This is a genomic window from Bradyrhizobium sp. HKCCYLS3013, assembly GCF_051167615.1.
Taxonomy (GTDB): Bacteria; Pseudomonadota; Alphaproteobacteria; order Rhizobiales; family Xanthobacteraceae; genus Bradyrhizobium.
This window is the reverse complement of the sequence record NZ_JBNPTK010000013.1, coordinates 153,022-173,556: the sequence shown is the minus strand read 5'-3', so window position 1 is coordinate 173,556 and position 20,535 is coordinate 153,022. Positions and strand designations below refer to the sequence as shown.

20 protein-coding genes and 1 tRNA gene are annotated in these 20,535 nt (G+C 65.9%); 11 read left to right on the top strand and 10 right to left on the bottom strand.

The window, feature by feature from the left end:
* The first annotated feature begins 78 nt into the window (after window positions 1-78).
* From ACQR1F_RS22955 to ACQR1F_RS22945, 3 genes are all read left to right on the top strand, one after another.
* A complete protein-coding gene (locus ACQR1F_RS22955; RefSeq protein WP_315801566.1) occupies window positions 79-387 on the top strand; it encodes a DUF6460 domain-containing protein in 309 nt (102 codons plus the stop codon).
* 13 nt (window positions 388-400) lie between these two features.
* Window positions 401-1,135, top strand: a complete 735-nt coding sequence (locus ACQR1F_RS22950) for an MBL fold metallo-hydrolase (protein WP_434891674.1) — start codon at window positions 401-403, stop codon at window positions 1,133-1,135.
* 107 nt (window positions 1,136-1,242) lie between these two features.
* A complete protein-coding gene (locus ACQR1F_RS22945) occupies window positions 1,243-2,529 on the top strand; it encodes an MATE family efflux transporter (protein WP_315801769.1) in 1,287 nt (428 codons plus the stop codon).
* Between the two features lie 110 nt (window positions 2,530-2,639).
* Here ACQR1F_RS22945 and ACQR1F_RS22940 read toward each other — a convergent pair whose 3' ends face one another.
* Both ACQR1F_RS22940 and ACQR1F_RS22935 read right to left on the bottom strand, forming a co-directional pair.
* Window positions 2,640-3,734 carry a quinone-dependent dihydroorotate dehydrogenase gene (locus tag ACQR1F_RS22940; RefSeq protein WP_315801568.1) on the bottom strand — a complete coding sequence of 365 codons (1,095 nt, stop codon included), beginning with the start codon at window positions 3,732-3,734 and terminating at the stop codon, window positions 2,640-2,642.
* Window positions 3,731-4,075: a DUF952 domain-containing protein gene (locus tag ACQR1F_RS22935; protein WP_315801569.1), complete on the bottom strand. Its 345-nt coding sequence runs from the start codon at window positions 4,073-4,075 to the stop codon at window positions 3,731-3,733. Before ACQR1F_RS22935 ends, ACQR1F_RS22940 begins: the two co-directional genes overlap by 4 nt.
* A gap of 254 nt (window positions 4,076-4,329) precedes the next feature.
* Between ACQR1F_RS22935 and ACQR1F_RS22930 the strand changes: the two genes are divergently transcribed.
* The gene (locus ACQR1F_RS22930; RefSeq protein WP_315801570.1) at window positions 4,330-5,091 is read left to right on the top strand and encodes a carbonic anhydrase; all 762 of its coding nucleotides are present in this window, start codon (window positions 4,330-4,332) and stop codon (window positions 5,089-5,091) included.
* Between the two features lie 191 nt (window positions 5,092-5,282).
* Here the strand turns inward: ACQR1F_RS22930 and ACQR1F_RS22925 are convergent, their stop codons facing one another.
* The 6 genes from ACQR1F_RS22925 to ACQR1F_RS22900 all read right to left on the bottom strand — a co-directional run bounded on the left by ACQR1F_RS22925 (window position 5,283) and on the right by ACQR1F_RS22900 (window position 10,648).
* A complete protein-coding gene (locus ACQR1F_RS22925; protein WP_316181976.1) occupies window positions 5,283-6,929 on the bottom strand; it encodes a lysine--tRNA ligase in 1,647 nt (548 codons plus the stop codon).
* A gap of 184 nt (window positions 6,930-7,113) precedes the next feature.
* A complete protein-coding gene (locus ACQR1F_RS22920) occupies window positions 7,114-8,019 on the bottom strand; it encodes a transporter substrate-binding domain-containing protein (RefSeq protein WP_316181978.1) in 906 nt (301 codons plus the stop codon).
* 98 nt (window positions 8,020-8,117) lie between these two features.
* On the bottom strand, window positions 8,118-8,711 hold the full coding sequence (locus tag ACQR1F_RS22915) for an SCO family protein (protein ID WP_434913925.1): 594 nt from the start codon (window positions 8,709-8,711) through the stop codon (window positions 8,118-8,120).
* Between the two features lie 21 nt (window positions 8,712-8,732).
* A complete protein-coding gene (locus ACQR1F_RS22910; protein ID WP_434913924.1) occupies window positions 8,733-8,897 on the bottom strand; it encodes a hypothetical protein in 165 nt (54 codons plus the stop codon).
* A gap of 159 nt (window positions 8,898-9,056) precedes the next feature.
* Complete coding sequence (locus ACQR1F_RS22905) at window positions 9,057-9,581, bottom strand: hypothetical protein (RefSeq protein ID WP_315801575.1); 525 nt, start codon at window positions 9,579-9,581, stop codon at window positions 9,057-9,059.
* Between the two features lie 707 nt (window positions 9,582-10,288).
* Window positions 10,289-10,648, bottom strand: a complete 360-nt coding sequence (locus ACQR1F_RS22900) for a hypothetical protein (protein ID WP_434874015.1) — start codon at window positions 10,646-10,648, stop codon at window positions 10,289-10,291.
* A 165-nt stretch (window positions 10,649-10,813) separates the two neighbouring features.
* Here ACQR1F_RS22900 and ACQR1F_RS22895 point away from each other — a divergent pair, with 165 nt between their 5' ends.
* Together ACQR1F_RS22895 and ACQR1F_RS22890 are read left to right on the top strand one after the other, a co-directional pair.
* The gene (locus tag ACQR1F_RS22895; protein ID WP_434913923.1) at window positions 10,814-11,179 is read left to right on the top strand and encodes a nuclear transport factor 2 family protein; all 366 of its coding nucleotides are present in this window, start codon (window positions 10,814-10,816) and stop codon (window positions 11,177-11,179) included.
* 174 nt (window positions 11,180-11,353) lie between these two features.
* Window positions 11,354-13,222, top strand: a complete 1,869-nt coding sequence (locus ACQR1F_RS22890) for an AMP-dependent synthetase/ligase (RefSeq protein WP_434913922.1) — start codon at window positions 11,354-11,356, stop codon at window positions 13,220-13,222.
* A gap of 111 nt (window positions 13,223-13,333) precedes the next feature.
* Here the strand turns inward: ACQR1F_RS22890 and ACQR1F_RS22885 are convergent, their stop codons facing one another.
* Both ACQR1F_RS22885 and ACQR1F_RS22880 read right to left on the bottom strand, forming a co-directional pair.
* Window positions 13,334-16,714: a hypothetical protein gene (locus tag ACQR1F_RS22885; RefSeq protein WP_434913921.1), complete on the bottom strand. Its 3,381-nt coding sequence runs from the start codon at window positions 16,712-16,714 to the stop codon at window positions 13,334-13,336.
* Window positions 16,715-17,330: 616 nt separating this feature from the next.
* Window positions 17,331-17,404, bottom strand: a tRNA-Gly gene (locus ACQR1F_RS22880).
* Between the two features lie 215 nt (window positions 17,405-17,619).
* On the opposite strand from ACQR1F_RS22880, the gene ACQR1F_RS22875 reads away from it, so the two are divergent.
* The 5 genes from ACQR1F_RS22875 (at window position 17,620) to ACQR1F_RS22855 (ending at window position 20,531) form a co-directional block, all read left to right on the top strand.
* Window positions 17,620-18,048 carry an SPW repeat protein gene (locus tag ACQR1F_RS22875; protein WP_434913920.1) on the top strand — a complete coding sequence of 143 codons (429 nt, stop codon included), beginning with the start codon at window positions 17,620-17,622 and terminating at the stop codon, window positions 18,046-18,048.
* Window positions 18,049-18,218: 170 nt separating this feature from the next.
* Window positions 18,219-18,791 carry a methylated-DNA--[protein]-cysteine S-methyltransferase gene (locus tag ACQR1F_RS22870; RefSeq protein WP_316218167.1) on the top strand — a complete coding sequence of 191 codons (573 nt, stop codon included), beginning with the start codon at window positions 18,219-18,221 and terminating at the stop codon, window positions 18,789-18,791.
* Between the two features lie 76 nt (window positions 18,792-18,867).
* Window positions 18,868-19,707 carry a helix-turn-helix transcriptional regulator gene (locus tag ACQR1F_RS22865; protein WP_434838112.1) on the top strand — a complete coding sequence of 280 codons (840 nt, stop codon included), beginning with the start codon at window positions 18,868-18,870 and terminating at the stop codon, window positions 19,705-19,707.
* Window positions 19,708-19,759: 52 nt separating this feature from the next.
* A complete protein-coding gene (locus ACQR1F_RS22860) occupies window positions 19,760-20,119 on the top strand; it encodes a VOC family protein (RefSeq protein WP_434891665.1) in 360 nt (119 codons plus the stop codon).
* A gap of 10 nt (window positions 20,120-20,129) precedes the next feature.
* Entirely contained in the window at window positions 20,130-20,531 is a 402-nt protein-coding gene (locus ACQR1F_RS22855; protein WP_316218166.1) for an SRPBCC family protein, read from the top strand.
* The last annotated feature ends 4 nt before the right edge of the window (window positions 20,532-20,535 follow it).

Here is a 20,535-nt window from a genome sequence, read left to right as displayed (position 1 = left end):
GAGCCGGGTTCCCCACCTGCCCTGCCGTGCTTTATAATCGGGCTCGCGAATCCGACGAACCCGCCTGGAGACGATGCCATGTCGAACGACGTCAGGGACTATCCGGCCCGCGCCCGCAGCTCGGATGGCCTGTACCGTTTTCTCGGCGGCTCGCCGCTGTCGGTGGCGTTCAGGCTAGTGCTGCTGTCGATCCTGGTCGGCGTCGTCCTGTCGGCGATCGGCTTCGATCCGCTGAACATCCTGCACAGCATCCGGCTGCTGTTCATCCGGCTGTACGAGCTCGGTTTCGACGCCTTCAACTGGCTCTGGCGCTACTTCCTGCTCGGCGCCGTGATCGTGATCCCGATCTGGTTCCTGTCGCGGCTGTTCGCCCCGCGCGGCCGATAGAGAGCCGCAGCCGATGCAGCTCCGCTTCGTCGGCTGCGGCGACGCGTTCGGATCGGGCGGCAGGTCCAACACCTGCTTCCATCTGACCGGCCAGCGCACCAACCTGCTGATCGACTGCGGCGCCTCGTCGCTGCCGGCGCTGAAGCGGCTCGGCATCGCCTGCAACGCCATCGAACTGATCCTGATCACGCATTTCCATGGCGATCATTTCGCCGGCCTGCCGTTCCTGCTGCTCGATGCGCAGTTCTCACGGCGAACGACGCCGCTGGTGATCGCCGGCCCCGCCGGCATCGCGGCGCGGCTGACGCAGGTGATGGAAGCGCTGTTCGAGCATTCGTCGACGACGCCGCGCAAGTTCGAGCTGTCGGTGATCGAGCTGGTGCCCGAGGAGACGACGCGCTTCGGTGACATCAGCGTGACGCCGTTTGCGGTGGTGCACGGCAACTCCGGAGGGCCGTTTCTCGGCTACCGCATCGAGGCGGAAGGCAAGGTCGTCGCCTATACCGCCGACACCGAATGGACCGACAGCCTGATCCCGCTCGGCCGCGACGCCGACCTGCTGATCGCCGAGGCCTATACCTACGACAAGGCGGTGAAGAACCATCTCAGCCTCGCGACGCTGGAGGCGCATCTCGATGCTATCAGGCCGAAGCGACTGGTGCTCACCCATATGAGCGACGACATGCTGGGCCGGCTGGACCGCATCGACCACGTGGCCGCGCATGACGGCATGAGTATCGACCTCTAGCCGGGAGACGCGAAAGGTCGCTAAGAACGGCAGAGACGCGCGTGTCGCGCGTTTCGCCAATCAAAGAGCCGTTCTTGACCGCTTCAGCCAAAGTCACGACTGCGCAGGTGTTCGACATCGCGGGCCCCGCGATGATCGCCAATCTGACCACGCCGCTGATCGGCATCGTCTCGACCACAGCGATCGGCAGGCTCGGTGAAGCGGCCATGCTCGGCGGCGTCGCCATGGCCTCGGTGATCTTCGACTGCCTCTTCTGGCTGTTCGCGTTCCTCCGCGCCAGCACGCTCGCCTTCACTGCGCAATCGCTCGGCGCCGGCGAGACCGACGAGATCCTGATGGTCCTGGTCCGCGGCCTCGTGCTGGCCGCGCTGATCGGCGTCAGCCTGATCGCGCTGCAACTGCCGCTGGGCGCGATCATCTTCGACATCATGGGCGGCAGCGACGCCGTGCTGAGCGCGGCCCACAGCTATTTCATCGTCCGGATCTGGTCGGCGCCCCTGGCGCTCGCCAACTACGTGCTGCTCGGCTGGCTGGTCGGACTGGCGCGTGCGCGGCTGGCCTTGGGCGTTCAGGTCGCGATCAACCTGATCAACATGGCCGCGACCATCCTGTTCGTCCAGGTGCTGCAGGCCGGCATCGCCGGCGCGGCGATCGCCGCCGTGATCGCGGAAACGGTCGGTGTCGCGATCGGCCTCGTGCTGGCGCGCCGATTGGTCAAGGCCGACGCCCGGATGTCGCGTGCGGCGCTGCTCGACCGCGCCAAGCTGATGCACATGATGGCCGTCAACCGCGACATCATGATCCGCACCGCGGCGATGATCGTGGCCTTCCTGTTCTTCACCTCGCAAGGCGCGCGCGCCGGCGACACGACGCTCGCCGCAAACGCGGTGCTGAACAATTTCCTGCTGGTGGCCGCCTTCTTCCTCGACGGGCTCGCCAATGCCGCCGAGCAGCTCTGCGGCTACGCGTTCGGCGCGCGCAACAAGGACGCCTTCGCCGGCGCCACGAGGCTGGTGCTGACCTGGGGCTTCGGCTTCGCGCTCGCGGTGGCCGCGATCTTCGCGCTGTTCGGGCCGGTGCTGATCGACGTGATGACGGCAAGCGATGCCGTGCGCCGTGCGGCGCGCGACTACCTGCCGTTCGTGGTGGCGTCGCCGCTGCTGTCGGTGTTCGCCTTCGCATTCGACGGCGTCTATATCGGCGCCACCTGGGCGCGCGACATGCGCAACCTCATGGTGGCGGCGCTGGTCGTCTTCCTCGGCACCTGGCTGGCGCTGCGCGGCTTCGGCAATACGGGCCTGTGGATCGCGATGCTGAGCTTCTACGCGGCCCGCGGCGGCTTCCAGGCCGCGCGCTATCCGGCGCTGTTGCGGGCGTCGTTCGGGAAATCATGAGGGTCGTAGGGCGGCGAAGCGCAGCGTTCCCGCCGCCTTCCTTGACGTGCAAATGGTGGGCACGCTGCGCTTTGCCCACCCTACATTCTTTGTCGACGATAGACCGCGCGCTAGACCGGCCAATCCTCGGCGGTGATCGTGGCGGCATCGGCGCCCACGATCTCCGACAGCGAATCGCGTCCCGTGCGCAGCAGGGTCGAGGTCAGGTCGGCCTTGATGCTCTCGACCAGGCCGAGGCCCTTGTAGACCAGCGAGGAATACAGCTGGATCAGGCTGGCGCCGGCGCGGATCTTGGTCAGCGCGGCGCCGCCGGTGTCGATGCCACCGACGCCGATCAGCGGGAACGCGCCTTCGACGCGCACGAAGGTCTCGGCCACCATGCGGGTCGACAGCCGGAACAGCGGCCGCCCGGACAGGCCGCCCTGCTCCCTGGCGCGCAACTGCTCGCGCAGCGAGCTCGGCCGGGCGAGCGTCGTGTTCGACACGATCATGCCGTCGACGCCGCGCGAGCGGGCGACGTGGACGACGTCGTCGAGCTCGGCGAGGCTGAGATCGGGGGCGATCTTGAGCAGAACCGGGGTGTCACCGGATTTCCGCCTGATACGGTCGCGCGCCTCGAGCACCTTGGACAAGAGCTCGTCGAGCTGCGAGGCCTGCTGCAGATTGCGCAGGCCCGGCGTGTTGGGCGAGGAGATGTTGACGGTGAAATAGCTCGCCACTGGCGCGAAGGTCTCGATCAGCCGGACATAGTCGGCGACGCGGTCGGCCGAATCCTTGTTGGCCCCGACATTGACGCCGACGATGCCGCCCTGATGAGCGCGGCCGGCCAGCCGGCGCAGCACGATCTCGGCGCCGTCATTGTTGAAGCCCATGCGGTTGATGACCGCCTCGTCGCGCTCCAGCCGGAACAGCCGCGGGCGCGGATTGCCGCTCTGCGGCCGCGGGGTCACCGAACCGATCTCGACGAAGCCGAAGCCGAGCCGCAGCAGCGCGTCCGGCACCTCGGCGTTCTTGTCGAAGCCGGCGGCCATGCCGACCGGGTTAGGGAAGTTCAGCCCGAAGGCGCGCACCGCGAGCTTGGCATCATCCGGTCGCGGCTTGATCGCCGGCAGCAGCTTCAGGCCCTGGATGGCGAGCCGGTGCGCATCCTCGGCGTCGAGCCATCGGAGCAGCGGCAGCGAGAGCTGGTCGAAAGCGCGGATCACGGCTTCAATTCCGGAAGGTCGTGGCCGCCATCGGCACGGCTGTGCATCTGGTGAACGGCGGTCACGGCGCCGAGATCGAGCTCGCCATACAAATGCGGGAACAGCTCGTCGTTGCGCGAGCGCTCCCAGCGTAAGCCTGCCCCCAGCGCATCCGCCTCGACCTCGACCAGGAACAGCGCGCTCTGCCCCGAGAAGTGCTTCCGCGCCGTCTCCGGCACCTGGGAGGCGGTCGAAAAATGGATGAACCCGTCGCGCAGATCGTCCGCGCTGCCGCGGTACACGCCCAGCCGCTCCGCCTCGCGCCAGGCCGAAGCTGAGCAGATTTTGTAGATTTTGGGCACCTTCGCGCGGTCCTGGCTTGAGCTTGAGTTTGCTGATGTTTTCGGGAGCGGCCGACCGTATCGGCAGGGGGCGGCGAACTCAAGCATCGTTTGCCCGGGACAGTTCAGCGGCTGACCCGCTCAGGTTGTATCCGAGCGACGGCGAATTCGCGAGGGTGCAACCGGTTCCTCAGCAAGAGTTAACCTGATTCGGCTTTCCTGTTGCGCGCGATTCGCAGCCGATCATGCCCACGCTTGAACCTTTGGAGATTGTCATGGACCGCCGCCACGTCTTGAAGGCCCTGGCGGGGCTCGCCCTGTGCCCCGTCTGCGCCACCCCGGGCTTCGCCGCCGAGGGCGCCCCGCACTGGAGCTATGAGGGCGCGACCGGACCGGCCAAATGGGGTGATCTCGACGCGGCCAACAAGGTCTGCGGCGTCGGCACCCAGCAATCGCCCATCGACATCGAGCACTCGACTCGGGCCCAGCTGCCCGACTTCAGGCTGAACTGGGCCAGGACCGCCGACACCATCGTCAACAACGGCCACACCATCCAGCTCAACTTCGCCGATGGCAGCAGCACCATGAAGCTCGAGGGCACCACCTACAAGCTGCTGCAGGTGCATTTCCATCGTCCGAGCGAGCACCAGATCGGCGGCAAGAACTATCCGATGGAGGCGCATTTCGTGCATCGCGCCGCCTCCGGCGGCCTCGCCGTCCTCGGCGTGCTCATGACCACCGGCCGCCCCAACGCCGCCTTCGCGCAGATCGTCGCGACGATGCCGGACAAGGAGGGTCCCGCGGTCAAGGCTGATCCGCGCATCAATCCCCACATGATGCTGCCAGCGCGCCGCTCCTATTATCGCTATGCCGGCTCGCTGACGACGCCGCCCTGCTCGGAGGTGGTCGAATGGCTGCTGCTGAGCGAGCCGGTCTCGGTCGCGGAAGCCGACGTGGCGAAATTCGCCAAACTGTATCCGATGAACGCCCGCCCGGTGCAGAAGCTCGACCGCCGCTTCGTGCTGCAAGGGGTGTAGTTCGCTCGCCGCGCGGCGGTGGAAAGCGCCGCCGCGCATTCCGCCGTCGTCCCGGCGAAAGCGGAACCCATACCGCGGAATCCTGATTGGTTGAGAAGATGGCGGAGACCCTCCGCCACATGTTGGCCGGTGGCTATAGGTCCCGGCTCAAGGCCGGGACGACACCTTTTGTGTCATGACCAGCGTTGGCCTTACGCGCTGCGTGCCAATGCCCCGTCGATCATCGCCACCGCATTGTTCAGGCCGTAGACCGCGACGAAGGAGCCGAAGCGCGGGCCCTTCTCCTGGCCGAGCAGCACCTGGTAGAGCATGTTGAACCAGTCGAGCGACACGCCCGGGCGGCCGTCCTTGCCCTTCTTGGCGTGGTCGAGGAACGGCTCGCGGCGGCCGATCTCGTAGACCACGTTCTGGATGTCCTCGGCCGTCGCCTCCGCCGGCAGGTTCGACAACGCGTCGCGCAGATCCTGCAGCGCCACGCGCTCGCCCTCGGTCGGCTCGCGGAACGTCTTGGTGGGCGCGACGAAGTCGCGATAGTAGTTGATCGCGTAGCCGACCATCGCATCGAGCTTGGGATGGGTTTGCGGCGTCACGCCTGGCCGGTAGCGGCCGATGAAGCCCCATAGGGTCTCGGCATTCTCGGCGTTCGACGACGACACCAAGGTCAGCAGCAGTTGGAAGGTGACGGGCATGTCGGCCTTCGGCGGCTTGCCGGAATGGATGTGCCAGACCGGATTGCCGAGCTGCTGCTTGGCGTCCTGCCTGGAGAAGCCCTCGAGGAACTGCTGGTAATCATCGACGTTGCGCGGGATGACGTCGAAATACAGCCGCTTCGCTGCCTTGGGCTCGCGATACATGAACAGCGACAGCGATTCCGGCGAGGCATAGCGCAGCCACTCATCGATGGTCAGGCCGTTGCCCTTCGACTTCGAGATCTTCTGGCCCTTCTCGTCGAGGAACAGCTCGTAGTTGAAGCCCTCCGGCGGCGTGCCGCCGAGCGCCGCGCAGATCTTGCCCGACAGCTTCACCGAATCGATCAGGTCCTTGCCGGCCATTTCATAGTCGACGCCGAGCGCGTGCCAGCGCATCGCCCAGTCCGGCTTCCATTGCAGCTTGCAATGGCCGCCGGTGACCGGAACGGTCATCCGCTCCTTGGTCTCGGGATCGTCATAGGAGATCGTACCAGCCTTGGCGTCGTGCTCGACGATCGGCACGTACAGCACCAGCCCGGTGCGCGGGCAAATGGGGAGGAACGGCGAGTAGCTCGCCGCGCGCTCCTCGCGCAGGGACGGCAGCATGATCGCCATCACCTTCTCCAGCCGCTCCAGCATGCGCAACAGCGCCGCATCGAACTTGCCGGAGGTGTAGTACTCGGTCGAGGAGGCGAATTCGTAGTCGAAGCCGAACCGGTCGAGGAAGGCGCGCAGCCGGGCATTGTTGTGCGCGGCGAACGAGGGATACTCGTTGGAGAACGGATCGGGGATGCGCGACAGCGGCTTGCCGAGATGCATGGCCAGCATCTCCTTGTTCGGCACGTTGTCCGGCACCTTGCGCAGGCCGTCCATGTCGTCGGAGAACGCGATCAGGCGGGTCTTGATCTTGTCCTCGGTCAGCACGCGGAAGGCGTGGCGCACCATGGTGGTGCGCGCGACCTCGCCGAAGGTGCCGATGTGCGGCAGGCCGGACGGGCCGTAGCCGGTCTCGAACAGCACCTCGTCCTTCGGGGTCTTCTTCAGCCGGTTGACGATCGCCTTCGCCTGCTCGAACGGCCAGGCGTTGGAGTTTTCGGCAAGCGCGCGCAGGTCGCTCGGGCTGGTCGGGACGAGATCGATCGTGGACATCTTGAAGTACCGGTTTCGAAGGAGCAGAAAACTAACACAGGGCGTCATCGCGAGCGAAGCGAAGCGATCCAGCCGTCACAAGGCTTCTGGATTGCTTCGTCGCTCCGCTCCTCGCAATGACGGTGGATGCGCAGCGACGGCGGGCCGGGCGCATGACGCCTTCGCCCACCCGGCAGGTGAAACTCTAGAACGGGCTGATCGAGAAGTAGCGCAGCCACAGATCGGTGTAGCGGCCTTTTTCCCAGACCCGGAACAGCGCCCAGTTCAGCGCCTGGCGCAGGAGGTCGTTGCCCTTGCGCACGGCGATGCCGACGCCCTCGCCGAAATAACGGCTTTCGACGAAAGGTCCACCGGAAAAGGCGCAGCAATCGCCGGAATCGGTGCCATTGACCCAGAACGCCAGCGAGATGCCGTCACCGAAGATCAGGTCGACCTCAGAGCGGCGCAGCGCCTGCCGCAGCGCCTCGTCGTTCGGATAGGTCTTGATCTCGGCGTCGGTGAACATCGCCTTGAGGTAGGCCTCGTGCGCGGTGCCGGCGACGGCACCGATCTTCTTGCCCTCGAGAAATTCGGGGCGGATCTCGGTCATGACGGCGTCGCGGCGGGACACGAAACGCGCGGGCGCGCGGTAATACGGATCGGAGAAGTCGGCCCGCGCCCGCATCTGCGGCGTCACCGCGATCGAGGCGATGATCGCATCGCCCCGGTTGGACGACAGCGCGTCGAGCAGGGTTTCGAACCGGCGCATCTGGACGGTGCAGGTGACCTTGATCTCGTCGCAGATCGCCCTGGCAAGATCGACGTTGAAGCCGGCCGGATTGCCGTCCGGGCCGGTGAAGTTGAACGGCGGATAGTCGGTCTCGGTCAGGAACCGAATCACGGTGAGGCGCGACAGATCGGGCCGCTCCGGCCGGCGGCGCGGATCCCAGAAACCAGGGACGGCCTGCGGCGCCGCCTCGACGACCGGCCTCACCGGCGCTTGCGCGCGCACCTCGGAACCGGCCGCGGCGAGGCCGAAGCACAGCAACGCGCCAGCGGCGGCGCGGGCGAGACGGGTCGATTTCACGGGCTTTGACAAGACGGTCGGCATCAGCGGTCCCGATGGTCACCGCCTTATAAAGCATCCCAGCGCAAATTCGAGGCTGGATTCGGCCGGGAGGCAGCCGCCCGGCTGGAGCGTTAACGCGCTCAGAGGTATTTCTTGAGATCCGCCGCAGCTTCCTCGGGCGTCCGCTTCAGGTTGAACGGCGCGACGAACCGGCCATTGCGGTCCATCAGATACACCAAAGCAGTGTGGTCCATGGTGTAGTCGCCGTCCTTCAGCGGAACCTTCTTGGCATAGACGCGGTATTCGGTGAGAACCTTCGCCAGCACCTCGGGATCGCCCGTCAGGCCCTTGAGATGCGGGTCGAAGCTCGAGAGGTAATCCTTCATCGCGGCCGGATTGTCGCGCTCCGGGTCGACCGAGACGAAATAGGCGTTGACGCTGTCGGCATCCTTGCCCATCGCGCGCAGCACCTCGGAGATCTCGAACAGCGAGGTCGGGCAGACGTCAGGGCAATGGGTGAAGCCGAAGAAGATCAGGGTCGGCCGCCCCTCCAGGCTCTTCTCGGTGACGACCGCACCGCTCTGGTCGGTCAACTGGAACGGGCCGCCGATCGCCGCCGGCGCCGCGATGTTCCGTCCGCCGCCCATGACGAGGAACATCAGCGACAGCCCGATCACAAGGCTGGCGGCGAAGGCTCCGACGATCACCAGCGGACGGGTCATATTGGACGGCATTGCGCGCTCCTTCACTGTCTCTCAGAAGCAGGCCTGCAAGCCGGCCGCGAGGGTCTCGAAGAACACCGCGGTCCCGTACTGCGCCCACATCGTCACGGCTCCGAGGACGAGCCCGATCGCCGCAAGTCCCGCCGCGATCACCGGCACAGAGGCGGGACGCCGGGCTTGTGACACGACTTGCGACACGGACGGTATCTCTTGCGGCGCTGAAAGAGGCTGCATGATGGCGTACTCATCGGCCGGAGCCGACCAAGCGGTCCGCCCCTCTGGCTCCAGATAAGCCGCGCAACCGGTCCAGGCAAGCGCCGCAGTCGGGCGGCCGATCAGCCCAGATGCCAGCAATTATCAATGCGAAGCGGAGGCCTTGGCCGCGGCCGGCGAGATCGCCGGTGCATTGGGCGCGACATGCGAGGACGAGGGCGAGGAGGCCTGGGCATCCATGTAACAGGGCTTGTACATCGCCTGCAGCTCCTTGCCCTTCAGGAAGATCATCCGGGGCGTCAGGCCGCCGCGCTGGGTGATCCAGCGGCGGATCGGCGACGGGTACATCGAGTACAGCATCTGGGTCGCCTCGGGATTGGTGACGGCCCGGCCGTTGGCGCCGAAATCCCAGGCGGCATGGAAGCCGAGATTGGCATGCGAGGTGACGCAGATCTTCTCGTGCGGGATCGCCCCGAGCACGATGGTGCAGGCCGACGCGCAGAGCCCGTCGATGATCACATACTCGCCGGAAGACCGCAGGCCCTGGTACTTGTCGACATAGGTTCCGATCCGGCCGCCGCGGTCATCGGCGATCCGGACCACGGCCTGGCTGGCGCCGACCCCCGACAGCAACAGAACGACCGCAAGCAATCCCGTCCAGAATTTCATGTCGAGCCCCAGTGCAACCCGGCGAAACCGATCTGACCGACTTTGGCACGCTTCGTGTGATGCGCTTCTTGTGATGCTTGGACTGCGGTGGACCTTGCAATCACGACCCCTTCCGCAGAACCGGAACGCGAAGGCCAAATCCAAATCGCACATGCAGCGTGTTTCGAGATCGTGTTTTTGTCCAGGAGAGCGCGGCTGCGAAAGCCAAATTCACCGCGAGTGTTGCAAGCCCGCTGCACCAATGAGTCGCTACCACCGAAAATGGACGACCGCTGGTTCCGGACATGGCGGTGGCGCCACGAGCAAGGCAGAGGCCCGGCATGATTCGCCCATCGGCGCGGCAGCGGCGTCACGGCGGCACGACCGGCACTCCGGAGAAACCCCGGGGGCCGCGCTTTCGCACGACACACCCCAATCAGGGCGGGAGGCGAGTCCTGCGGATCGCCGGCCCAGCGGCGCTGGTGCGGTCCCGATGGCGGGTGGGCTCGCGCGGGCATGGCGTCATGCGACGACGTCAAGAGAGGCCGTCGATGCAATCACAAGTTTGTGCCGTCCGCTCCTGGCCCTGCGCCGCAATGACTGCGGTGGGGTCAGGCGGCACCGCGCCGTCTGATCGGGAGAGGGAGATGAAGCGAGGTCGCGCCGACATCGCGCCAGCGGCCGGGAGACGATCGGCCTCCCGACGCTCACGCCCCCGGCGGATCGAACTAATTATCGGGCAGCCGAATCCGCGCACCGAAGGTGACGAGCGGCGCATCGGCGGCGCCGAGCTCGATCTGCCGCTCCGGCACCTCCTGATAGCTGCCGTCTTCAATCTTTTTTAATTCATATTGCCAGACCGTTAACGTCTCGCCACGCGCCAGCGCATCGCGGATGCGGCTGGCGCCGCGTCCCGGCAGCTTGAAGAGGTCGTCGCGCATCATGCCGATCATCGTCGGGCTCTCACCGCGATGCAGCTCGAAGAAGACCATGCGATTGGGCTTGTCCTGCGGCTTGAGCACGGTATCCGCCGTGAACAGCACCAGGCAGATCGCGACGGCAATCCACTTCCAAGTGTCGGACATCATGAGACGCATTCCCCGCACCGCCGCCGCGCGAGACGTAGGCCTCGCGCAAACAGGCGGCAACTTACAGTTCTGTCATTCCGGATGAGATGACGTTCGACGTAATCGATTCGCTGCGCGCCGGGCGCGATGATGGGCTCCTCATCGTTCACAACATGGAGAGCACCGATGACCAACCCGACCGAGATCGCCGAGAGCTACATCGCGCTGTGGAACGAACGCGACGCCGCGCAGCGCGGCACCTTGCTCGCGCGCAACTGGACCAAGGATGCGCTCTACGTCGACCCGATGATGCGCGGCGAAGGACGCGACGCGGTGGATGGCCTGGTCGCGGGCGTGCAGCAGCGCTTTCCCGGCTTCCGCTTTCGCCTGGTCGGCGCTGCGGACGGCCACGGTCCTCATCTGCGGTTTTCCTGGGAGCTCGGCCCCGAGAATGCGGAAGCCCCGATCCAGGGCATGGATTTCGTCGAGCTGGCCGACGGCCGCATCCAGCGCGTCACCGGATTTCTCGACAAGGTCCCGCAGGGCGCCTGATGGACGCTCCGACCGGTCCGGCGTCCGCTGCGGTGCCGGCCTGCCGCGATGGCCGGGCTCCCATGCGCGGATGCGCGACCTGCCTTGCGATGATTGCGCTACGTCAACGTCGGACGCGATCCGCCGCTGCAGAGCTTCTGCTCGCAACGGAGTCCAGGATCGCCGGAGACGGGCGTGCAGCAATCAAATCCCATCGATGATCACGACATGGCGGCCGGCACGCTGGCCGCCATCACCACCCTGCCAGAGCTTTGGCGCTGGCGCGTCGCACAGAGCCCGGACAAGTCGGCCTACCGCCATTTCGACGCGCGAGGCGGCCGATGGGTGAGCTTCAGCTGGCGCGAGATCGATCTCGTCGTCGCCCGCTGGCGGCGGGCGCTTGTGGCCGAGGGCTTCGACCGGGGCGAGCGTATCGCCATCCTGATGCCGAACGGGATCGCGCATCTCGCGATGGACCAGGCGGCGCTGTCGCTCGGCCTGGTGCCGGTGCCGATGCACGCCGTCGATAACGCCGACAGCATCGCCTACATCCTCGCCGATTCCGGCGCCCGGCTGCTGCTGGTCGATTCGGACGCCCGCTGGGAGGAGATCGCGGCGGTCCGCGAGGCCCTGCCCGAGCTGCGGCGCATCGTCTGCGCCGACCGACAACCGGCTGGCCCGACCGGCGATCCGCGCCTCGTCGATCTGGACGCGTGGTTGAACGCAGCCGGCAACGCCGCGCCTTTCGGCGCCCAGGCCGCCATCGCGCCGCACGACCTCGCCGCCATCGTCTACACCTCCGGCACGACGGGCCGGCCCAAGGGCGTGATGCTGTCGCACGACAACGTCGTCTCCAACCTCAAGGCGATTCATCAACGGCTCGCGGCCGACACCGACGACGTGTTCCTGTCGTTCCTGCCGCTGTCGCACACGTTCGAGCGCACCGCGGGCTATTATTACCCGATCGCCATCGGCGCCTGCGTCGCCTATGCGCGGTCGGTGAAACAATTGTCCGAAGATCTGGTGGAGGTCCGTCCGACCATCCTGATCTCGGTGCCGCGCATCTATGAGCGCATCTACTCGCTGGTCATGCATCATCGCGGGACCGCAAACCCGCTCGAACGGGCGCTGCTCGACCTGACGATCGCGATCGGCGGCCGTCGCTTCGATGCGCAGCATGGGCGCGAAACGAGCCTGTCAGCGTTCGACCGTATCGCGTGGCCGCTGCTGCAGCGCCTGGTCGCCGCCAAGGTGCTGGCCCGGTTCGGCGGACGGCTGCGGGTCGCCGTCAGCGGCGGCGCGCCGATCGCCGAGCCGGTGGTGCGGCTGTTCCTGGCGCTCGGGCTCGAGGTGCTGCAGGGCTACGGCATGACCGAGACCTCGCCCGTCGTCAGCGTCAACACGCCCGACGACAACGACCCGCGCACCGTCGGTCGCGCCCTGCCCGGCATCGAGGTGCGCATCGGCGACAATGACGAACTGATGGTGCGCGGCCCGAACGTGATGCTCGGCTACTGGCGCCGGCCGGAGGAAACCGCGCGGATCAAGGAAGCGGACGGCTGGCTGCACACCGGCGACCAGGCCCGCATCGATGCGGGACGCATCACCATCACCGGTCGGATCAAGGACATCCTCGTCACCTCGACCGGCGAGAAGATCGCGCCTGCCGATCTCGAGACCGCGATCCTGACCGATCCGCTGTTCGAGCAGGCGATCGTGATCGGCGAGAACCGGCCGTTCCTGGCCGCGATCGTCGTGCTCAATGCCAAGGGCTGGGCCGAGCAGCAGGCGCGGCTCGCGGCGCACGGCCAGCGCGGCACCGAGGCCGAGGCGGCATCGCTGCTGCGGCACATCGCCCGCGCCGTGAAGGCCTATCCCTCCTACGCGACGCCGAAAGCCGTGCATTGGACCTTGGAGCCGTGGACCATACAGGAAGGCCTGATCACGCCGACCTTGAAGAACAAGCGCCCGGCGATCGAGCGTGCTTTCGCGACGGAGCTCGAGGCGATCTATGCGAAGCGGGTGGCGCCACAGACTGCCGTTTCAGGCTCAGCCCGCGGCTGACCCGCTCGCATCCCTGGTCTCGCGCCGAGGGCATGCTGGCGAGGGCACGCCGGCGAGGTCCGTGCGCCGGCCTCGGCGAACCTTACCTGGCCGAAACCGCCAGCGATCCGATTAACCGGAAGGCGCTGCGACGGCGATGCGGAACGGGTTGCTCGGATCGATGGTCAGGGCTCCCTTCGGATCTGATTTGATCGCCCACGACACCGCCCCCTCCGCACTGGTCGAAGCAATGATCTCGGCGGTGTAGTACGGCTGGACCGTCGCTTGGGGGAAGTAGCTGGCCGAACTGGTCCAGACGCCTACGAAGAGCTCGACGCTCGTGTTCGCCGGCGGCGCGTAGAACGCGGTGGGCGTGCCCACCGAGCTGGTTGCGGCGTAGTATTGTCTCGCACGCGCCACGGTCGTGCCCGCCGGCACTCCTGTCCCGGTGACCGCTTGGCCCGCAACGACGCACGAGGGGTCAGCGAGGGTGACGGCGGCCTCGTCTTGGATCAGCGTCGCGGTCGTCGTGCTGACGAAGGTCACCGCGACCGCCGTGCCGGAAGACGTCGGAGGCCAATTGATGGTGACGGCCGATGCATTGACGTCGGTTACCACGGTGCCGGTCGCGATTCCCTGTCCGGATACGGACTGACCGATCTGGACGAGCGACGGGTCTGCGACGTTGAAGATCGCCGTTATTCCTTCGAACAGATCGCCTGTGGTCGTGCTGGTGAAGGTCAGCAACGCGTCGCCATTTTGGGTCGCGTTGGCGCTCAAAGTGATCCCGGTCGACTGAACCACGGCGCGCACGAGAGGATTGCCGGGGCCCAACACGCCCGGACTTTCCTGGCTCGGGAGCAGGACGAAGAAATTGCGTGCCGGATCGGCCACCGACGATGCACAGGCGAGTTGCATGGCGCCAGTGCCGTTGGGCCCCCCCACCCACGATACGGCGAGAGGGCTCTTCGAATCGCGCAGCGGAGCCGAGCCGGCGCCGCCCGCGCTGGTGAAGTCCTGCGCGTAGAGGATGCCGAAATATTTCGAGAAGTCGGTCGCGAAATCGCTCGCAGTCCACGTTCCGTCGGAGAAATCGAGCCACAGGGCATCGTCGCTCTGCAGGTCGAAATCCGACGTGTCCTTGCCGGACTTGAAAGGGATGAGCGGGTACCAGCCGATTGTCTGCACGAAGGCCGCCACGTTGGTGAAGTCAGAACCGGGAGGGGGACCCGACCACCCGACGCCGGACTGCATCGTGGCAAACGTCAGCGCGACGCCCGTCCCGCTCGCGGCGGCGGCCTGGGTCAGCGTGACCATGGTGTCGTTGACGCTGACCACGCTCGTCCCATTCTGTATCCCTTGACCGGAGACGGACTGGCCCGGGAGGGCAATCGAGGGATTGGCGACATTGGTGATGATCGTCGAACCTTGGGTCAGATCGCCGGTCGTCGTCGCGTCGAACAATGTGGTGAAGGTCAGCGGCGCTCCCGAACTGCTCGCGCTGGCGTTGGCGCTCATGATCACATCGGGCGGCGCGACGCCTGTCACCGTCGTCCCCTCCGGGACGCCTGCCCCCGAGACCTGCTGGCCGACGAAGATTCCCTGCGCCGCAGCGATGTTGGAGATCGTCGGCGATCCGGTCGCGAGGTCGCCTGTCGTCGTGACCGTGGCGGTCGGCACGAATTGCAGCGGGACCCCCGTGCCGCTCGTCGTGGCGGCGAGGCTCATCGTCACAATACTTCCGTTGACGCCCGTCACCGTCGCTCCCGCCGGCACTCCCGCCCCGGAGACGACTTGGCTGGCGAAAATCCCCGATGGATCGGAAACGGTGACGGCCGTCGAATTTGCGGTGAGGCTGCCTGTCGTCTCGACCGGAGGGTTTGGTCCCGCACCGGCAGCCATGAAGGCGACGTAGTTGGCGAGATTTATCGTGACGTTCCCCACCGGCATGTTCATTTCGCTGCTGATCCACGGGATCTCCGCGCCCGGCGCCTGTGGTCCGGACTTGGCGACAGACGGGAAATCAGTGCGGTCGAACACCGCGACCGGGGTGGCTTTGGAGATGTCGCGGCCGCCGTTCGGCGCGTCGATGTACTGCGCCACACGCGTCGGCGTCCACGCGATGGTGTACGTATGAAACTCGCTGTAAGGCGCGAAGTTTCCAGACGTGTCGAACAGATACGCCTCGTTGTTGAGCACCGCCGAGGTGAAGGAGTTCGGATCGCTCGTGCCGGGTATGGGGCTCACCCGGAGTATTCCGGTGTGCGTGACGTCGGGCCATCCGGTGAAATCGACGGTATTCGAGGCTTGGCCGGCAGGGCTCCGCCAGTAGTTGAGCGCCACGGCATTGGTCATGTCGAGGTCGGATGGAGCCGCGAGCGATGTCAGCGGATATTTCCAGGTCGTCGCGTCAGGCCAGATCAAATTGGGCCCGGTCTGGTCGACGAGCAACTCCCACCAGGTCGACCCGCGCGCCGGCGCGTGCAGGGGTTGGAAGACGGAGACATTGAATGCGGTCTCCTCGTTGCCACCGGGACCGCTGAGGCCGGCGATCACGCTTCCGAGCGTGCCCTCCGGCGTGAGATCACTTGTATCGATGATCAGCACGTCTTTGACTGGCTGGCTACCGGCGAGGCCAACCGACCAAACGTTCACGGGGGTGAACTGGAAGGTCTGGCCTGATACGGGCGCGCTGGCGGCCTGGCTCAGCGTGACGATCGACGTCGATTGGTCGACCTCGGAGATGAAGGTCCCTTCGGGAAGGAGACCGGGGTTACCCACGGCGGAGACCGCCTCGCCGCCCGAAAGCTGTCCGATCAGGCCAACCGTGGTGATATCGATCTGATTGAGCTGGCCGCTGTTGATGTTTCCCGAACCGCCCGACGCCGCGACGGTGACCGTGACCGGCCCTGCGCCGAACAAGCCGGTGCCGCTGTTGAGTTTGTTGAGCGCTGTCTGCAGGTCGCCGGAACTGATATTGTAAGCAAGATCACCGGTCTTGGCGCCAGTCGTGCCGTCCTCCAGGACGAACGTTCCGCCGCTGGGCGGAGCGCCCGGCGCGCCCATCCACGTATTGTAGTAGGCCCACATCTGCTGCGCGATGGCCTCATCGGTCCGCGTGAAGCCGAGTGTCCAAGAGGTCGCGGCCGGATCGAGTGTCTGCGAACGCGGATCTCCCAGAGCGACGGTTGCGCCGAAGGTTTGCAGGTCATTCGGTTTTGGCAGCCCGCCCGCGAAGGTGGCGTAGGCCGCCTGGGTCGCCTGGGTGAAGGGGACGAACTCGAAATCGACCTCGTTCCAATTCCAGTTCTGCGCTACGTCGGGCGATTGCGCCGCCGAGGGCGCGTTGGAGTAGAGCCAGAATGCCGAGCAGACGGGACCTGGTGCCGCCTGCATCCTGCAAATGAACAGACCGTAACCGAAGCTGCGGTTGGACTGCATCTGCGCGGAAAGATAGTCGCCGTATCGGGAATAGTTATCGACTCCCGTCGATGAGACAGGCTGCTCTGCCACTGGACGTTCCCCCTTGCCGAAACGAATGTCGGGGCCGATCCGGCCCCTTAACAATCCATGATTGGGCTTGATCTATGATTGTAATGAAAATATATACCCGCGAAACTTGCGCCCTCAGGAATTTCCAGTCAATTGAAATACACCTTAAAGGTGTATTCGATGGCAGTTTTTCGAGGATGAGAGGCGTGATCATGTCCCAGCTGCATCTTGGCAACCGGACGATCTTCAGAACCGCTCCTCCGGCCGGCCGCCGTGTCGTCAGCCGCGCAGGTTGAGGAAGCCAGGGCCGCAACGACGCTCCGGCGCGCGCACGGTCCCTGCCCGTCAGTCGATCGCGACAGCCAAAAGGTCTGCACCTGCCGCGACGCCCATCTTCACGATCTCCCGCGAACGTCGGGTTGGTGTCAGGTTCGAAACCGCGCGGTCCTGATCGATTTGCAGCGAAAGTGCGGAGCGGCAGGGGAGGTCCGCCCTCCACCGGGCGCGCGCAACGCATACCGTCCTGACGCCGCAGCTGCACCTCATCGCGCAGCATAAACCGCGTACTCGTCTTATCCGGCGCTATCGGAAGCGGTGGACAATTCACCTTCGCATTGTCGGCATCCAATGCGGAGCTTGGAGCGGGCGAAGGGAATCGAACCCTCGTATGCAGCTTGGGAAGCTGCCGTTCTACCATTGAACTACGCCCGCGCTCGCCAATGCTTAGCCGACACGATGCGTTTCGCCAAGCGGCTTGTTGCCGCGCGATCTGCGGGCCCAGACGGCGAACGCGAAAGGTCTGCGATGGCCGGATCGCCCGATCGTGATCGGTCGCAACCGCAAGTCTCGGGAACAGATTGGGCGATCTCGCCTTGCCATTGGAGCCGGCGCTCGCGTCGCCGCGCCGTGTGCTGGGAGTTCACATCATGCAGAGCCATGGCCACAAGTCTCCGACCGCCCCCTCGAAAACCCTCGCCTTCATGTCGGGCCCGTCGGCGCTCGACCTCTACACGCTCGGTTGCGGCCTGTTCCTGGCCTTCGCGCCCGCGCTGTTCGGCTTCGCGCGCAGCGCCGGCCGGATCGATGCTGAGCTGGCGGGAGCTGCCGTCGTCGCGCTCTCGTTCGGCGGCCTCGTGGCGTTCGCCGATTGGGAGGAGTGGCTGAAGGTTGCGCTTGGCGTATGGCTGATTGCAGCGCCGTGGCTGCTCGGGTTCGCGCATACATCGGCGATGCATGTCAGCATCACGGTCGGGATCGCCGTGACCTTCCTAAGCCTCCTCGAGCTGTGGCTCGCGCATGATCCTGATTTTGCTGGCGATCGCACCGGAATGGTGAGCCGCTCGTCTGCGCTCTGATCGATCGCGTCTCGCCTGCGACAACAGAGATCGCAACGCAACGCTTGACAACCATCACCCAAATCAGGGCAAACCCGCCCCCGTCACGCCGCGCTGTTAACACTTTGTAAACAAAGTTGATGCGGGCGATCGTGACGATGATATGATGTGCGTGGGGTTGGGGTGGCGTCATGGGGCGTGGGTATACGATCTTTGATACGGCCCTCGGCCGTTGCGGCATTGCATGGAGCGATGCCGGAATCACCGGCGTACAATTGCCGGAAGCGCGGGAAATCGAGACGCGGCGGCGCCTGTTTCGTCAGTTTCCCGACGCACGGGAGCAGCGCTCGTGTTCGAATACTGAACTCGCCATCGAAGGCATCGCGGCCATGCTGCGCGGGCAGGAGGTCGACTTCTCCGACGTTGCGCTCGACCTCGACGGCGTCACGCCCTTCAACCAGCGCGTCTACGATTGCATTCGCGCGATTCCGCGCGGCGAGACGCGCACCGCCGACGCGATCGCAGACGAACTGCACGTGCCCAAGGCGCTGAACTCGATCGCGCAGGCACTGACCAAGAATACGTTCGTCCTGATCGTCCCTTGCCATCGCGTCCGCGACATCGGCAACGGCCTCGACAAGCCGTCGCCCAACAGCGGCATCGTCTCCAAGCGTCGGCTGCTGTCGCTCGAAGGCGCACGGCCTCATGCGGGCCTGACGCTGTTCGACGCGTTTCTCGCCGTCGACCGGCCGCGCGCGTCGTAAGCGGACGCCTCGCGTCGCGCGATATTATCTCGCGCATCGCCCTCCACTTTCCTCCGCAATGCGCTAGATTTGCAGGATGACCGCCACCATCCTGTTCGAAAGCCGTGACGTCACCGTGTCCGAGTTCCGCTGTGCAGCGATGCCGGGCGAGCGTCCCTATGTCGAGCAGTATGCCGGCTACTCGCTGTCCTATGTGCGCAAGGGCAGCTTCGGCTGTCGGCACCGCGGCCGCGTCTTCGAGCTGGTCACCGGCGCGCTGCTGGTCGGGCATCCCGGCGATGAGTTCATGTGTACGCACGACCACGTCTGCGGCGACGAATGCCTGTCGTTCTTCTTCGACGATGCGCTGATCGACGAGATCGGCGGCGACAGGCAGGCCTGGCGGGCCGGCGCGATGCCGCCGCTGCCGGAGCTCATGGTCCTCGCTGAGCTCGCAGAGGCCGTCGCCGCGCGCGAGCAGACCCTGGGCCTCGACGAGATTGGCCATATCATCGCCAGCCGCTTCGTCGCGACCGCCACGGGCCAGCAGGCGCGCGCCGCGACACCAGGCCCTCGCGACCGACGGCGCGCGGTCGAGAGCGCGTTGTGGATCGACGACAATGCGCATGATGACATCGACCTGGCGGCTGCGGCAGGCGAGGCCGGCGTCAGCCCGTTTCATTTCCTCCGGATGTTCGCCGCTACGATCGGCGTGACGCCGCATCAATATCTGATCCGCTCCCGCCTGCGGCACGCCGCGCGGCGCCTCAGCGAGGAGGATACGCCGGTCACCGCCATCGCCTACGATTCGGGCTTTGCCGATCTGTCGAATTTCACCCGCACCTTCGCGCGCGCTGCCGGCGTGTCGCCGGCGAAGTTTCGCAAGGCCTCGCGCGGCGAGCGCAAGATTCTCCAAGACCGTCTGAGCCGCCATTGATTGGATGATCCCGGCGCGTGCGGCAGCCGCATGCGAAGCATGGAGATCATCGATGTACGATCATATCGGCCTCAGGGTCGGCAATCTCGACGCCAGCGTCCGCTTCTACACCGCCGCGCTGGCGCCGCTCGGCCACATCCTCTGCTCCAAGGACGAGGCGTCGGCGGGAATCGGCCCGAAGGGGGAGCCGGCGCTGTGGCTGTATCTCGACAAGGGCGCCAGCAAAGGCACCGCGCATATCGCGTTCCGCGCCAAGGACCACGCGGCGGTCGCCAGATTCCACAGCGAGGGTTTGAAGGCAGGAGGCGGCGACAATGGCGGCGCCGGGCCGCGCACGGACTACAGCCCGACCTATTACGCCGCCTTCCTGATCGATCCCGACGGCAACAACGTCGAAGCCGTATGTCCGTGAGGTCAGCGTCATGGCATCCATCCAGAAGGACATTCCGATCGCGGCCCCGGCCGGTGCAGTGTGGGACGCAGTGCGCGATTTCGGCGCCGTTCATACCAGGGTGGCGCGCGGCTTCGTGACCGGCACCAGGCTCGACGGAGACGTCCGCATTGTCAGCTTCGCCAACGGCAGCGTGGTGCGCGAGCAGCTGGTCGACTGCAACGATCAGCGCCGGCGCCTCGTCTACGCCATCAGGAACGAACGCATCAGCCAGCACAGTGCGTCGTTTCAGATCATCGCGGAAGGCGAGGAGCGCTGCCGGGTGATCTGGACCACCGACGTGCTGCCGCACGAGATCGCGCCCTATATCGAGCAGCAGATGGAGCTCGGCGCGCGCGCGATGCAGGACACGTTGGGCAGGCTGCGCGGATAGCGGC

Excerpts from the sequence above, each read along its gene's own strand:
- ACQR1F_RS22920 (WP_316181978.1), bottom strand. The coding sequence starts at position 8,019 with ATGCCGACCGTCTTGTCAAAGCCCGTGAAATCGACCCGTCTCGCCCGC.
- ACQR1F_RS22875 (WP_434913920.1), top strand. The coding sequence starts at position 17,620 with ATGCAGAGCCATGGCCACAAGTCTCCGACCGCCCCCTCGAAAACCCTC.
- ACQR1F_RS22955 (WP_315801566.1), top strand. The coding sequence starts at position 79 with ATGTCGAACGACGTCAGGGACTATCCGGCCCGCGCCCGCAGCTCGGAT.
- ACQR1F_RS22905 (WP_315801575.1), bottom strand. The coding sequence starts at position 9,581 with ATGAAATTCTGGACGGGATTGCTTGCGGTCGTTCTGTTGCTGTCGGGG.
- ACQR1F_RS22855 (WP_316218166.1), top strand. The coding sequence starts at position 20,130 with ATGGCATCCATCCAGAAGGACATTCCGATCGCGGCCCCGGCCGGTGCA.
- ACQR1F_RS22860 (WP_434891665.1), top strand. The coding sequence starts at position 19,760 with ATGTACGATCATATCGGCCTCAGGGTCGGCAATCTCGACGCCAGCGTC.
- ACQR1F_RS22915 (WP_434913925.1), bottom strand. The coding sequence starts at position 8,711 with ATGCCGTCCAATATGACCCGTCCGCTGGTGATCGTCGGAGCCTTCGCC.
- ACQR1F_RS22950 (WP_434891674.1), top strand. The coding sequence starts at position 401 with ATGCAGCTCCGCTTCGTCGGCTGCGGCGACGCGTTCGGATCGGGCGGC.
- ACQR1F_RS22930 (WP_315801570.1), top strand. The coding sequence starts at position 4,330 with ATGGACCGCCGCCACGTCTTGAAGGCCCTGGCGGGGCTCGCCCTGTGC.
- ACQR1F_RS22925 (WP_316181976.1), bottom strand. The coding sequence starts at position 6,929 with ATGTCCACGATCGATCTCGTCCCGACCAGCCCGAGCGACCTGCGCGCG.
- ACQR1F_RS22870 (WP_316218167.1), top strand. The coding sequence starts at position 18,219 with ATGGGGCGTGGGTATACGATCTTTGATACGGCCCTCGGCCGTTGCGGC.
- ACQR1F_RS22865 (WP_434838112.1), top strand. The coding sequence starts at position 18,868 with ATGACCGCCACCATCCTGTTCGAAAGCCGTGACGTCACCGTGTCCGAG.
- ACQR1F_RS22900 (WP_434874015.1), bottom strand. The coding sequence starts at position 10,648 with ATGATGTCCGACACTTGGAAGTGGATTGCCGTCGCGATCTGCCTGGTG.
- ACQR1F_RS22895 (WP_434913923.1), top strand. The coding sequence starts at position 10,814 with ATGACCAACCCGACCGAGATCGCCGAGAGCTACATCGCGCTGTGGAAC.